The organism is Micromonospora sp. NPDC005220 (assembly GCF_040607895.1).
GTDB lineage: Bacteria > Actinomycetota > Actinomycetes > Mycobacteriales > Micromonosporaceae > Micromonospora.
The window spans coordinates 22,528-36,547 of sequence record NZ_JBEXHP010000005.1 but is presented as its reverse complement, the minus strand read 5'-3'; the positions used below and the strand labels follow the sequence as shown (position 1 = coordinate 36,547).

Annotated in this window: 10 protein-coding genes; 3 read left to right on the top strand and 7 right to left on the bottom strand. The window is 72.3% G+C overall.

What is annotated here, in order from left to right:
• Positions 1-30: 30 nt before the first annotated feature.
• Positions 31-1,140, bottom strand: a complete 1,110-nt coding sequence (locus tag ABZU52_RS03670) for an ROK family protein (protein ID WP_354969534.1) — start codon at positions 1,138-1,140, stop codon at positions 31-33.
• 41 nt (positions 1,141-1,181) lie between these two features.
• On the opposite strand from ABZU52_RS03670, the gene ABZU52_RS03665 reads away from it, so the two are divergent.
• The gene (locus ABZU52_RS03665) at positions 1,182-2,402 is read left to right on the top strand and encodes an MFS transporter (RefSeq protein ID WP_354969533.1); all 1,221 of its coding nucleotides are present in this window, start codon (positions 1,182-1,184) and stop codon (positions 2,400-2,402) included.
• Positions 2,403-2,499: 97 nt separating this feature from the next.
• On the opposite strand, the gene ABZU52_RS03660 is transcribed toward ABZU52_RS03665, so the two are convergent.
• The gene (locus tag ABZU52_RS03660) at positions 2,500-3,876 is read right to left on the bottom strand and encodes a serine hydrolase domain-containing protein (protein WP_354969532.1); all 1,377 of its coding nucleotides are present in this window, start codon (positions 3,874-3,876) and stop codon (positions 2,500-2,502) included.
• A gap of 285 nt (positions 3,877-4,161) precedes the next feature.
• On the opposite strand from ABZU52_RS03660, the gene ABZU52_RS03655 reads away from it, so the two are divergent.
• Positions 4,162-5,466 carry an FAD-dependent monooxygenase gene (locus ABZU52_RS03655; RefSeq protein WP_354969531.1) on the top strand — a complete coding sequence of 435 codons (1,305 nt, stop codon included), beginning with the start codon at positions 4,162-4,164 and terminating at the stop codon, positions 5,464-5,466.
• Between the two features lie 43 nt (positions 5,467-5,509).
• Here ABZU52_RS03655 and ABZU52_RS03650 read toward each other — a convergent pair whose 3' ends face one another.
• From ABZU52_RS03650 to ABZU52_RS03640, 3 genes are all read right to left on the bottom strand, one after another.
• Positions 5,510-5,986 carry a heme-degrading domain-containing protein gene (locus ABZU52_RS03650; RefSeq protein ID WP_196927065.1) on the bottom strand — a complete coding sequence of 159 codons (477 nt, stop codon included), beginning with the start codon at positions 5,984-5,986 and terminating at the stop codon, positions 5,510-5,512.
• Positions 5,987-6,019: 33 nt separating this feature from the next.
• Entirely contained in the window at positions 6,020-7,480 is a 1,461-nt protein-coding gene (locus tag ABZU52_RS03645) for an SDR family NAD(P)-dependent oxidoreductase (protein WP_354969530.1), read from the bottom strand.
• A 131-nt stretch (positions 7,481-7,611) separates the two neighbouring features.
• A complete protein-coding gene (locus tag ABZU52_RS03640; RefSeq protein WP_354969529.1) occupies positions 7,612-8,511 on the bottom strand; it encodes a siderophore-interacting protein in 900 nt (299 codons plus the stop codon).
• Positions 8,512-8,824: 313 nt separating this feature from the next.
• On the opposite strand from ABZU52_RS03640, the gene ABZU52_RS03635 reads away from it, so the two are divergent.
• A complete protein-coding gene (locus ABZU52_RS03635; RefSeq protein ID WP_354969528.1) occupies positions 8,825-12,007 on the top strand; it encodes a BTAD domain-containing putative transcriptional regulator in 3,183 nt (1,060 codons plus the stop codon).
• On the opposite strand, the gene ABZU52_RS03630 is transcribed toward ABZU52_RS03635, so the two are convergent.
• Entirely contained in the window at positions 12,004-12,831 is an 828-nt protein-coding gene (locus ABZU52_RS03630; protein ID WP_354969527.1) for an ABC transporter permease, read from the bottom strand. The genes ABZU52_RS03635 and ABZU52_RS03630 overlap by 4 nt on opposite strands.
• Positions 12,828-13,808, bottom strand: coding sequence for an ATP-binding cassette domain-containing protein (locus ABZU52_RS03625; protein WP_354969526.1), 981 nt, complete (start codon positions 13,806-13,808; stop codon positions 12,828-12,830). Before ABZU52_RS03625 ends, ABZU52_RS03630 begins: the two co-directional genes overlap by 4 nt.
• Positions 13,809-14,020: the final 212 nt, after the last annotated feature.

The following is a 14,020-nucleotide window of genomic DNA, read 5'->3' as shown; positions in this document are numbered from 1 at the left end:
AGCAGGGCGGCGCTCGGCGTGTCGAGCTGCTCAGCTGCCACTGATCAAGGAATGGGTCAGCTCCGGGATGCCGTAGTGCTGGTCGAGGATCTGCATGGCGGCGCCCGCGGCGATCACGTCCGCGCCGAGGCTGGACAGGGCCACCCTGGTACTGAGCCAGGCCGCGCGCCGCGCGTCGGCCTGCACCGCCTCGGTGACCGCCGCGAGATAGGTCTGCGAGTGCCGGAGGAGGTCCGCGCCCGCCAGCACCACGTGGGCGAGGTCGAGGGTCTGGAGCAGATTGACGACGCCCACGGCCAACACCCGGGCCGCGTGTGCGATGTCCCCGGCCTCGGCGGCGTGCTGGTGCACGATCTCCAGGCATCCGTGCCGGCCACAGACGCAGCGTGCTCCGGTCAGGTCGACGACCGTGTGGCCGAACTCGCCCGCGTTGGTGTGCGCTCCCCGGTGGGCCGCGCCGCCCAACCAGAAACCTCCGCCGATGCCGGACTCGACCATGATGAGGACCGCGTCGCCGAACGTCGTGCCGTGCCGCCAGGCCTCCGCCGTGATCCCCGCTGTGACGTCCTTGTCCAGGTGCACGGGGAGGCCGAGGTGTTTCTCGGCGATCTCGCGCAGCGGTACGTCGTGCCAGTGCCGCAGGCCGTGGGCGTCCCGGACCAGGCCGTTGGCGTGGTCGAGTGGGCCGATCATGCCGATGCCCAGCCCGGTGAGCCGGCTCCGCAGGTCGCCGATGCCGGCCATCGTGTCGATGCCGGCGCTCAACGCGTCGAGGAGCTGTTCCGGGGTGAAGTCGCGGGGCAGCGGGCTGACCGCCGAGTGGTGCACGGTGCCGGCCAGGTCGACCAGGACCAGCCGCAGCGTGCGCCGGGCCACGTGGGCACCGATCGCGTACCGGCTGTCCGGGACGAGTTCGTAGACGACAGCGGGCTTGCCGATGCCCGGACGCCGGAGGCCGGCCGGGCGGATCAGGCCGTCGGCGGTCAGTCGGGCGATGACCTTGGAGACCGCCTGTGGTGTCAGGCCGGTGGCCTCGACCACTGTCGCCCGCTCGAACGTGCGAGCGGTACGCCCCACGGCCATGACCAGTGCCTGGTTGTAGCCGCGCAGGAAGGCGACGTCGGCAGTGACGCGAGTCATCTCACCACTCTATTACGCAACGCTGTTGCTAAATTTTCTCGGTGATCGAGTTGAGTAGAGGACGGCGGTTGGCGGCGCTGGCCGCTCTGGCACTGGGCGGCGTCGCGGTCGGCCTGACCGAGTTCGTGGCGATGGGGCTGCTGCCCGACATCGCCCGCGGTCTGCTCCCGCAGGAGTACGCGCAGTCGTCGTCGGACGCGATCGCCCGGGCGGGCTGGATGATCACCGCGTACGCCCTTGGTGTGGTCGTCGGCGCGCCGCTGATCGCCGCGTTGAGCGCGCGCCTGCCCCGCAAGAAGCTCGTCCTCGGGCTGCTCGTGCTCTTCGCCGTCGGTACGGTCGCGTCCGCGATCGCCCCCACCTTCGACCTGGTGCTGGTGGCCCGGTTCGCTTCGGCAATGCCGCACGGCGCGTACTTCGGTGCGGCCGGTCTGCTCGCGGCCACCCTGATGGGCCCCGGTAACGAGGCCCGCGGTTACGCCACCGTGCTCGGCGGTCTGACAGTGAGCAACCTGGTCGGCGTACCCCTCATCACCCGGCTCGGGCAGGAGGTCGGCTGGCGGGTCGCGTACCTGGTCATCGCCGGCTTCTTCGTGCTCACCCTGCTGGCGGTGCTGGCGGTCGTACCGGAGGTCGCGGCTGCGGTCGACGGCTCGCCGGCCGCCGAGCTGCGAGCGCTGTGGACCTCGCAGGTCTGGCTGGTCGCCGCGACCGGCGCGGTCGGTTTCGCCGGTTTCTTCGCGGTGAACACTTACATCGCACCGGTCACCACCGACGTCACCGGCCTCTCCGCCGCGACGGTGCCGTGGGCCCTGGTCGCGGTGGGTCTCGGCATGACCGTGGGCAACGCCCTGGGCGGCTGGCTGGCGGACCGCGACCTGCAGCGGAGCATGGTCGTCGGCTTCGCGGCGATGATCGTGAGCATCGGCGTGTTCAGCCTCGTGGCGTCGACAGGCGTCGGCCTGTTCGTGGGCGCGTTCCTGGTCGGCGCGACCAGCCTCTATCTCGGTCCGGTCCTCCAGGCGCGTCTGATCACCGTCGCTCCGGGCGCGCAACTGATGGGCGCGGCGGTCAGCCAGTCGGCCATGAACGTCGCGAACAGCCTGGGCGCCGTGCTGGGCAGCGTCGCCATCGCCGCCGGCCTCGGCTACCTCGCGCCGGCCCGGGTGGGCGTCGTCCTGGCGGTCGTCGGGTTGATCCTTGGACTGGTCAGCGTCGCGGTCGGGCGGCGAGTGCGCGAGCGGATCCCGGCTACCGTCTGACGAGTACGCGGGCGGGCCCGGCCACCGTCACGGCCGGAGGTGGCCGGGCCCGCCCGCGAGACGCGGTCAGAAGTCGTTCACGCCGACCGTCACCCGGTCAGTTGACCTTGGTGGCGAGCAGGTCGCCGACGGCGGCGCGGACCGGGTCGGGGTTCGACCAACTCCAGTTGGGGTGCGCGCGATTGGTGAGCAGCGCCAGGACGAGCTTGCGGTCGGGCGCGACCAGGAGCGAGGGGCCGGCGAACCCGGTGTGGCCGAAGGTCCGGGCCGAGGCGAGCTTTCCCATGAACCAGCTCTGGTCGAGGACGACGCCGAGGCCGTGCGCCGAGGTCCGGTTGGGTCGCTCGGGGTCGATTGCGGGTTTGCCGGCGTTGTGGTTGCTGAGCATCCGGCGCACGGTCGCCGCGGCGAGGATCCGCTTGCCCTGGTAAGTGCCCTCGTTGAGGAGCAGCTGACCGATGACCGCGAGGTCGGTCGCGGAGGCGAAGATGCCGGCGTGACCGGCGATGCCACCGAGGTGGTTGGCCACGTCGTCGTGCACGACGCCACGGAGCAACCCCCGGGAGGAGCGGGCGTCGGTGGCGACCAGGCGGCTGGCCTTCGCGGCGGCCGACAGCCAGCTGTTCGGGTTGAAGCCGGTGTCGCGCAGGCCGAGCGGGCCGGTCAGGTTGCTCTTGAGCGCCTGGTCGAGCCGTTGCCCGGTGACCTTCTCCACGATCTTGCCGGCGACCATGAGCCCGACGCTGGAATAGCGGAACGTGTCCCCGGGCACGGCGCCGGAGACCAGCGGCGTGCTGAGCACGGCGTTCCAGCGGGCCGCGTCGTCGGGCAGGCCGGTGACCTTGGCGCCGACCGGGAGGCCGCTGGTGTGGGTGAGCAGCATCTCGACGGTGATCCGCTCCTTGCCCGTGCCGGTGAAGCCGGGCAGGTAGTCGCGCACCGGAGCGCCGAGGTCGACACTCCCCTTGTCGACCTGCTGCAACAGCAGGATGGCCGTGTACACCTTGGTGACCGAGGCGAGGTCGAAGATGGAGTCCGGGCGCATCACGACGCGCTGGTTCGCCGCGAGCAGTTTCGGGCCCGCCTCATAACGCAGCGCCTCACCGACCGCGGTGTGCACCGTCATCTTGCCGTTCACCAGAACGAGCGCGACCGCGCCGGGGAAGCCCTTGTGCTGGAAGGTCTGCGCAGTGGCGGGCAGGTGTCGCCGGAGCAGGGCGGTCACGTCCTGCGCGTAGCGGGCCTGACGGACCGGCGGGTTGCCGCCGACCGGTGCGTCCGGTGCCCTGGGCGGCGACCCCCCGAGGTCGCCCGCCGAACCGAGGCCGACTCGGTTCCCGGGGGCGCGCGTCCCGGTCACCGCGTCGCCGCCGGCCGAACCGGGGGCTGGCGCGGCGTTGTCGCGGCAACCGGTGAGGGCGGAGGTCGCGGCGGCCAGGCCGGCCCCGAGCAGAGTACGACGCGCAACGGGCATGCCGCAGATCGTGGCAGCCGGCCTGGAGACACGCCACCTGACCCGTCCGAACGTCGACCCGGTCCGACCCAAAGGGCAATTGATGGTCATCTGGCAGACAGGGCCGGTTGGCCTTCGAGTGGTTGTGCGACGATCGACGGGGATCACGTCGAACGACCGTCCACCGGTCTGTCCGCGCAGGGCACACACCTCGTTACCCCCTTGGAGAGCACGATGTCCCTCTCCCCGTCCCGGGTCTTCGCAGCGCTGAACGCGACTCGACCCCCTGATCGACCGTCCCCGATGATGGGAACGGCCGTCGTGGTCGGCGGCAGTGTCGCCGGCCTGCTGGCCGCCCGGGTGCTGTCCGATTACGCCGACACCGTCGTCATCATCGACCGGGACGACCCGCAGGTCACCGGCGCGCGGCCCGGCGTCCCGCAGGGGACCCAGCTGCACGCGCTGCTGTCCGGCGGCCTCTTTCAGTTGGAGCGGCTGTTCCCCGGATTTCGCGACGAGGCGGTGGCGCGCGGCGCGGTCGAGGCGCCGCCCGCATCGCGGCGCAACTACCTCGACGGGCGTCTGAAGGTCGTCGTTCCCGACGACGCCGACAGTCTGGCGGGCAGTCGGCCACTGCTGGAGGGCCTGATCCGCCAGCAGGTGCTCCGACTGCCCAACGTCAAGACGATCACCGCCCGCGCCACCGGCCTCGTGCTCGACGACGACGCGGTCACCGGGGTTCGCTGTGAGGTCGGTGGGGTGCCCGGTGTCGAGCGGGCTGACCTCGTGGTGGATGCCATGGGGCGGTCCAGCAAACTGTCAGACTGGCTGGAGCGGGCCGACTGGGACCGGCCGGTCACCCGGCGGATGACAGTGCGTCTCAACTACGCGACCGCCGTGTTCCGTCGTCCGGAGGCCAACCCCGCATCGACGGTCGTCCTGGCACTGAACACGCCGAAGATGGCGATAAACGTGGCCGGGGCCGCGTTCTTCGCCATCGAGGACGGTCGGTGGATGGCCATGATGGCCGGTTACGGCGACGACCGCCCGGGGCGCACCGCCGAGGATTTCGTCCGCCGCCTGCGGGAGCAGTTCCCACCGGAGTTCGGCCAGGTCGCCGACCAGGAGATGATCGGCGACGTGCAGACCTACCACCATGCCGACAGCCGGCGACGGGACTTCCACGCGCTCAAGCGGTTCCCGGCCGGCCTGATCAGCATCGGAGACGCCGTCGCGTCGTTCAACCCGGTGTACGGGCAGGGCATGACCGCGGCGACCCTGCACGCGGCCTGCTTGTCGACGTACCTCCGGTCCGGCCCGGACCTGCGGGCGCCCGCGCGCCACTACCTCGCGCTCCAGAAGGTCGTGGTCGACGCCGCCTGGTCGCTCTCCACCTCGGCGGACCTGGCGTTGCCCCACGTCGACGGGCCCTACCCGCGCGGCTACCGGCTTACCAGGTGGGCCAGCGGCCAGGTCATCGCCGCGACCGTCACGGACGTGGCGACCGCGCGGCGGTTCAACGACGTCGTCTCCATGCGCGCGCACCCGCGCTCGCTGGCCCGGCCCGGCGTGCTCCTGGGCGCCCTGCGCGCCAACCGGCGCGCACACTGAGCGGGTGACCCGGCGGCCTCGCTGCGAGGCCGCCGGGATCGCTCTACCGGGGGAGCTTGCGGAGGATGTCGACCACGAAACGGTGGTCGTCCAGCTGCGGCAGCCCGGAGACACCGACCCAGCCCACCACACCGGTGCCACGCACCCGCAGTGGCACCGCGCCCCCGGCGGCCGCGTAGCGCGAGGCCGGCAGGCCGAACCGCTCGGCCAGCGTCACCTGCTTGTCCTGGCACAGCCGGGCCATGTAGAGCGAGGAGTGCTCGAACCGCATCACCACCCGTCCCTTGCGGCGCAGCCACGCGTCGTTGTCCGCCGTCGACCCGGGCAGGCCACAGTGGAACAGCTGCCGCCCGGCCCGCCACACGCCCACCGAGACCGGCAGCCGCTGCTCGGTCGCGGCGGCGACGGCGAGCATCCCCAGCTCGTACGCGTCGGTCTCGGACAGGCCCGCGAGCTCCAGCTCGCTCTCCTCGCGCAGCAGCTCGTCCAGCGTCGGCCACGATTCACGGTCAGCTGACATGTTCTTCTCCTCGTTCAGCGGTGGCAGCGTCGCTCACCAGGCGCAGGGCGCGTAATCCTTCAGGAAACAGCCGTACAGGTCCTCGCCCAGCTCGCCGCGGACGATCGGGTCGTACACCCGGGCCGCGCCGTCGACCAGGTCCAGCGGGGCGTGGAAGCCCTCGTCGGCCAGCCGCATCTTCGTCGGGTGGGGGCGTTCGTCGGTGATCCAGCCGGTGTCCACGCTGGTCATCAGGATGCCGTCGGTCAGCATCTCCTCGGCACTGGTGCGGGTCAGCATGTTCAGCGCCGCCTTGGCCATGTTGGTGTGCGGGTGCCCCGGCCCCTTGTAACCGCGACCGAACTGGCCCTCCATCGCCGACACGTTCACCACGTACTTGCGGCGGGCCGGCGCGGCGGCCATCGCCGGGCGCAGCCGGCTGACCAGCACGAACGGCGCGGTGACGTTGCAGAGCTGCACTTCGAGCAGCTCGACCGGGTCCACCTCCTGGACCCGCTGGACCCAGCTGTTTACCGAGTCGAGGTCGGGCACCAGACCTCCGGCGTCGATGGCCGTGGACGCCGCGATCCGTTCCGGCGAGGCCGAGCCGCTGGTCAGTGCCAGCGCGGTGAGCGCGTGCGGGGTGAGCGCGGTCGACTGTGGTCCGGCGGTCAGGCTGCCCACCGGGCCGCCCTGACCGTCCGGCTTGGCGAACGTGATCAGCTCCGGCAGCGGGCCGTCCGGCAGGGCCGCGGCCTCGGCGGCGATGAGCTGCGCGTACGCCCCGGGGGACCGGCGGACGGTCTGCGCCGCGTTGTTGATCAGGATGTCGAGGGGGCCCTGGCTGCTCACCGAGTCGGCGAGGGCGATCACCTGGGCGGGGTCGCGCAGGTCGATCCCGACGATGCGCAGCCGGTGCAGCCAGTCTCCGCTGTCGGGCATCGCGGCGAAACGGCGTACCGCGTCGTGCGGGAAGCGCGTCGTCACCGTCGTGTGCGCGCCGTCGCGCAGCAGCCGCAGCGCGATGTACATGCCGATCTTGGCCCGGCCGCCGGTGAGCAGTGCGCGCCGGCCGGTCAGGTCGGTACGGGCGTCGCGGCGCTCCCGGTTGAGTGCGGCGCAGGACGGGCAGAGCTGGTGGTAGAACGCGTCCACCTGGCGGTAGCGCTGCTTGCAGACGTAGCAACCGCGGGGGTTGTGCAGGAAGCCCGCCGTCTCGCCCGCGACGGAGGTCGCGAGCGGAATGCCCTGCGTCTCGTCGTCGATCCGCCCCGGAGCGCCGGTGGCGGTGGCCTCCGTCACCGCCCGGTCGGCGGCGAGGATGGCGTCCCGCCTCTCCTCGCGTCGCCGCTGCTTGATCACCTTGTAGAGCCGGGCGGTGGCCCGCTGCACCCGCACCACGTCGGGGTGGTCGGAGGGCAGCGCCTCCAACTCCTCGAAGACGCTGAGGCAGGTCTCCAGCCGGCTTCGGTCAATGCCCTCTTGACCGTTTTCGGTAATGATGTCCACCGTCATGCGTCGTTGTCTCGTCCCGTATCCCGTGCCGGCTTCAGCCGGTCCGCCCGAAGTCCGACCCGAAACGGTACGCGCCCCACCGCCTCCGACGCACCTCGCCGCCCCCGGGGGCGGCGCGCCGCGCGGTGCTGTCAGTCGGCGTGGCCGAGACGCCAGTAGCCCATGAAGGCCACCGCTCGCCGGTCCAGACCTCGCTCGGCGACCAGGTGCCGGCGCAGGTGACGGATGACGCCGGCCTCCCCGGCCAACCATGCGTACAGCGGCACCGAGGCCGCCTCCGCGGGCACCTCCCACAGGATCTCGGTGTCCACGTCCACGTCCGGCACCGGCCGGGCGACCGTCGACGCGTCGGGGGCCAGCAGTTCCCCGGCCGCGGCGACGACGGCGGGCACCAACCGGCTGCCGTACCCGTCGGCGCCCCGGGCCAGCCAGCGAACCTCGACGCCGGGGGGTGCGATCAGCGGCAACACGTCGGCGGCGTCGGGTACCTCCAGCACCACCGTGCCGCGGGCGTCCAGGGGGAGACGCTCACAGATGCTGCTGATCGCCGGCACCGCTGTCTCGTCCCCGGCCAGCAGCAGCGCGCCGCCGGTCGACTGTCGAAACTCGACCCCGCCGTGGTTGCCGTCGTAGCCGGCGTCCGGCCCGACCAGGGCGATCTCGTCGCCGACGGCCGCCCGCCGCGCCCAGCGCGTCGCCGGCCCGCTGTCGCCGTGCAGCACCAGGTCGACGTCGACCTCGGCCAGGTGCGGTCGGACCGCCCGCACGGTGTAGGTACGGATCGGGTTGCGCAGGTGCTCCGGCAGTGCCCGCCACTGCGCGTACCAGTCCGCTCCCTGGGGAAGGGGCACCCCGTGCTGACCGGGCAGCGGCAGGCCCAGCTTGATCCGCTGGTCGTAACCGTTGTCGGCGATGCGGTCGAGGTCCGCCCCGGTGAAGGTCACCCGGGTGAAGGACGGGCTGAGTCGGCGTACCGCGCGGACGGTGACGGCGAACACGCGCCACGGGGCGATGGGCAGGGTCTCGATCATGGTGCCTCTCTCGACTCGGGCCGGCGTCTACCGGGTCGTGCTCGCCATGGCGCTGCCGTTGGGCCCCACGAGTGCGGTCACGGCACCCGGGCGGAGGTTGATCACCGCACCGTGCACCATCAACACACCGTGGTAGCCCAACCGGAGGTCGACGTCGGACAGGCTGCGCGCCCGTTGGCCGACGCCAACTCGTTCTGCAAGAGGTTAGGCTAACCTAACCGAATGTCGGCCTGTCAAGCCGATCTCGAAGCCCTGATCAGCCCGTCGGACCGGTGGTCGTCGGGCCTGTGCGCGGGTGGGGGATGCTGGGTCCGTGCACATCGCGACCCTCGGCCCCCTCGCCGTCGACGGCCAACCCGTTCGAGGTGAACGGCTCGCGGCGGTGCTGCGCGCGCTCGTCGACGCGCGCGGGCGGATGGTCTCCACGAGCCTGCTCGTCGACGCCGTCTGGGACGGCGCGCCACCCGACGACGCGACCGGCGCCGTCCAGGCGCTCGTGTCCAGGGTGCGCCGTCTCGGGCTGCCCGTGGTCGCGGTGCCGGGCGGATACCGGCTGCCCGCCGACGAGGTCACCGTCGACGCGGTCGAGGCGCGGTCGCTCGTCGACCAGGCGCGTACCGTGCTCCGGGCCGGCGACGCCCGTGCCGCCCGCAACCTGGCCGACCAGGCGCGCACCCTGTTCCCCGAGGTGCCCGAGCTGGTCAGCGTCGAGGACACGCGCCTGTTCGCCGAGGTCGCCGCGTTGCGGGCGGAGGCGGCACTCGCCGGCGTGGGGCCGTTCGACGAGGTCGACCTGAGCCGACTCGTCGCGCGTACGCCGCCGGACGAGCCGTCCGCCGCCCTGCTCGTCCGGGTGCTCGCCGCGCAGGGGCGGGAGGCGGAGGCGCTGGAGGTGGTCGAGCGGCTGCGCGCCGAGCTGGCCGACCGGTACGGCACCGACCCGTCGCCCGTGATCACGGCCGTCCACCTGGCGCTGCTACGCGGCGAACTCACCGCCCCGCCCGTCGCGGCACCTCCGTCCCGGAAGCCGGCACGGATCGCGTTGCCCGCCGCGTGGCGTCGTCCGATGGCTGCCCTCGTCGGGCGGGAGCGCGACGTCGAGGCCGTCACCGACGCGCTCGCCGAGACACCTGTCGTGACGATCGTGGCGACCGGTGGGGCGGGCAAGACCCGGCTCGCCGCCGAGGTGGCACGGCGTACGGCGGCGGCCGGGCAGTCGGTACGCGTGATCGAACTCGCTGGCCTGCGCTCGCCCGCCGAGGTGCTGCCCACGGTGCTCGCCGCGCTCGGTGGCGCGGACACCACGGCGACCGGCGGCAACCTGGGTCTGGAGCGGCGGGTCCTCAGCCCCGAGGAGCGGCTGCGCGCCGTGGCGCCGGACCTGGACGGGCTGGTGGTACTGGACAACTGCGAGCACGTGCTCGACGCGGTGGCCGTCGTCGTCGCGGACCTGGTCGCGGTGGCCTCACCGGAGGTCGCGGTGCTCGCGACGAGCCGCGCCCCACTGGGCCTGATCGGCGAAGTGGTGCACCGGCTGACCGCATTGCCGGACGCCGACGCGCTCGCGCTTGTCGAGTCCCGGGCGCGGGCCGGTGGCGCGGTGCCGACCTGGGACACCGAGCGGGCGCTCGCCCTGTGCCACCGGCTCGACAACCTGCCCCTCGCCCTCGAACTGGCCGCCGCGCGACTGCGGCACATGCCGATCGACGACGTGCTCGCCGGGCTGACCGACCGGTTCGCGCTGCTCGACGACGCCCTGCGCGGTCTGCCCGAGCGGCACGCGAGCCTGTGGGCGCTGGTCGACTGGAGCCGGGAACTGCTCGCCGAGGACGACCGTGACCTGCTCCAGCGGGTCGCGGTCATCCCCGCGCCGTTCACCGCGGACCTCGCCGCCGCCGTCGCGCAGGCCCCGGATGTGCGACACGGCCTGGCGACCCTCGTGGAACAGTCCCTGTTGACCCTGGTGGAGGGGGACGGTCCGCCGCGCTACCGGATGCTCGAAACGGTCCGCGAGTACGGCGAGGCCCGGCTGGACGCCGTGGGCGCCCGGGATCAGGCGATGGCCGGCCTGGTCAGGTGGGCGCGGGAGCAGGCGGTCGCGCTCGCCGGCCGATTCGTCGGCCCCGACCAGGTCGAGGCGCTGCACCGTTGCGCCGCCGAGCAGGACAACCTGCTCGCGGCACTGCGCTGGGCGATGGGCGAGGACGACGAGCCCGCCACCGTCGACGTCGCGACGGCGCTGTTCCACCTCTGGACGGTGCGCGGCCTGCACCTGGAGGTTCTCGGGTGGGCGCGAGGGCCGCTGGGCGTCGACGACCCGGACCGACGCCGCCGCTCCGCGATCCTGCACGGCCGTGGTGTGGGCAGGCCACTGCCCGACGCCGACCGGCTCGCCTGGCTGAGCCTGTTGGTCGGCGTCAACTCCGGCATCAGCGGTGAGCTTCGGCTCGCGGCGCTCTCCCGGCGGGCACTTCGGACACTGCTCGCCGAGCGGCCCGACGAGGTGTCCTCCCGATTGACCGCGCTCGCGTCGGCGCTGCCCGCGTTCGACGCGTCCGACCCGGAGCAGAGCACCAAGGCTGCCGACGAAATGATCGGGCACCCCGACCCGTACGTGCAGGCGGTGGGCCTCTTCGCCCGGGCGGCCGTGCGGGAGAACGGCGGCATGCCCGAGGCGGTCGTCGACGCCGAGCAGGCCTACCATCGTTTCGCGATCGCCGGTGACCACTGGGGCATGGCGATGGCGGCCGGGGCCGTCGGGCAGTTCCTTGATCCGGGCGGGAGCACCAGGTCGGCCGAGTGGCTGGCGCGCAGCGTCCGGCACATGGAGATGATCGGCGCCACGCAGGATGCCCGCTCGATCCGGGTACGGCTGGACGTGCAGCTCGCCCTGACGGGCGACGCGGAAGCCGAACGACGACTGGTGGAGACGGCCGCCCCGGGCGAGGACGAGGCGGTCGACGCCGCGGTCGCGTGCCTCGGGCTGGCCCACCTGGCCTGGCAGCGCCAGCAGTACGACGAGACCCGCGGGTACGGTGCCCGGGTTCTCCGGATCCTGGCCGGCTGGACGAGCCCTCAGCCGCAGCCGCGCGCCATGCTCCGCGTCGCGGTGGCGGTCCTGGACCTGCGGGTGACACGGGCGCTGGCGGTGCCGGATGAGAGCGTCGACGGCCACGCGGTCGCCCTGTTGACCCTCGCCCGGGAAGACGCGCTCTCCTCGAAGGACCTGCCGATCATCGGGGCGTGGGCCCAGGGCGGCGCCGAACTCGCGGCGCACCGGGGCGACGACGCGACCACACGGGAGCTGTTCACACTCAGCACCCGCATCGGCACCCATGTCGGCATCTTCTTTCCACCCGGAGACGCCGAACGACTCGACGCCGCCCTCGGTGACGAGAAGCAGCGCGAGTCGTTACTGGCCAGGTGGCGCGGCCGGCCGGCCGCCGCCGCAGTCGCCCGGATCCGCGAGCTGATGGACGACCTGCTCGCGCGCTAGACCTTCTTGCGGTAAGCGCGCAGCGCCAGCGGCATGAACAGCGCCACGAAGCCGGCGCACCAGGCGAGCGTCCACCACACGTGGTTGCCCAGTGGGGTGCCGAGGAACAGCCCGCGTACCGACGCCACCAGGTGGGTCATCGGGTTGACGTCCACGAACGCCTGCATCCAGCCCGGCAGGGTGTCGGCGCCGACGAACACGTTGGACGCGAAGCTCAGCGGCATGATCAGCGCGAACATCACCCCCTGCACCGCGCCCGCGGTCCGCACCTTCATCGACACCAGCACCGGCAGCCAGCTCAGGCAGAGCGCGAACAGCACCGCGAGCAGACACCCGGCGATCGCCCGGAACGGGTCGGTGTCGATCCGGAAACCCATCACGTAGCCGATCGCGAGGGTCGACACGGTGACGATGACGTACCGGACGACGTCGCCGAGGACCGCGCCGACCAGTGGCGCGGAGCGGGGGATCGGCAACGACCGGAACCGGTCGAAGATGCCCTTGGCGATGTCGGTGTTGAGGTTGACGCCGATCGCGATGGCGCCGGTCGCGATCGTTTGCGCCAGGATGCCGGGCAGCAGGAACTGCAGGTAGTCGTGGGTCGATCCGGCGACGGCGCCGCCGAAGACGTACACGAAGATGATGAGGAACAGCACCGGTTGCAGGGTGACGTCGATGAGCGCCTCGGGCGTACGCCAGGTCTTGATGAGGCTGCGCTTGGCGAGCGCCAACGAGTGCCGGAGCAACTTGAACGGTCGCGGATTCGAGGTGGTTGTCGACAGCCCGCGGTTTCGCGTCGGTGCCGTGTCGATCAGGGTGCTCATGCCGCGACCTCCGTGGGGCGGGTGGTGTCGTCGTCGGATGCGGTACGCCCGGTGAGGGTGAAGAACACCTCGTCGAGGCTCGGCAGGTGCAGGGAGAGTTCGGTGACCGCGATGCCGGCCGTGGCGAAGCGCGCGACGCTCTCGGTCAGCGCCGCGTCGTCGGTGACCGGCACCGCGAGCACGCCCTTGCGGATCTCGTCGGCCTGCCCGCCGGAGCCGACCTGGGTCAGGATCTCCGCGGTGCGGGGCAGCTGCGCCGGATCGGACGGCCGGACCTCCAGGGTCTGCCCGCCGACCACCCGCTTGAGCCCCTCGGGGGTGTCGTGCGCGATGACCCGGCCGTGGTCGATCACCGTAATCGCGTCGGCGAGCGCGTCGGCCTCCTCCAGGTACTGGGTGGTGAGCAGCACCGTCGAGCCGCTGTTGACCAGCGAGCGGACCACGTCCCACATGTCCTCGCGCTTGGCCGGGTCGAGCCCGGTGGTCGGCTCGTCCAGGAAAATCACGTCGGGGGAGCCGACCAGGCTGGCGGCCAGGTCCAGCCGCCGCCGCATGCCGCCGGAGTACGTCTTGGCCGGCCGGTTCGCCGCGTCGGTCAGGTCGAACCAGTCGAGCAGTTCGGCGGCCCTCCGTCGGGCGCCGGTGCGCCCCAGCTCCAGCAGGGTGCCGAACAGCTCCAGGTTCTGCCGCCCGGTCAGGTCCTCGTCGACCGAGGCGTACTGGCCGGTGAGGCCGATGCTCTGCCGAACGCGCTCGGCGTCCCGTACCACGTCGAAACCGCCGATTCGGGCGGTCCCGCCGTCCGGGGTGAGCAGGGTGGAGAGGATGCGTACGGCGGTGGTCTTGCCGGCGCCGTTGGGGCCGAGCACCCCGAGCACCGTGCCGCGGGGTACGGCGAGGTCCACGCCCTGTAGCGCCCTCGTCTTCCCAAACGTCTTCACGAGGCCCTCGGCCTCGATCACCAGGTCAGCTGTCATGCGCCCAGTCTGCGCGGGCCCGCTGACACCGCCCTGACACGGCACCGACACGTGCTGACACCGGGGGTGTGCGCATCCACGCCGACGGTCGGCGTCACGATATGCTGGCCACGGCAGAGCGCCTGCCAGTGCCCGATGTGGTGGCCCACGCCCGACCACATGCCTGGGGCCAAGAGTCTCCGACTCCGCGTCGATGTGTCGACTCCCGGCGT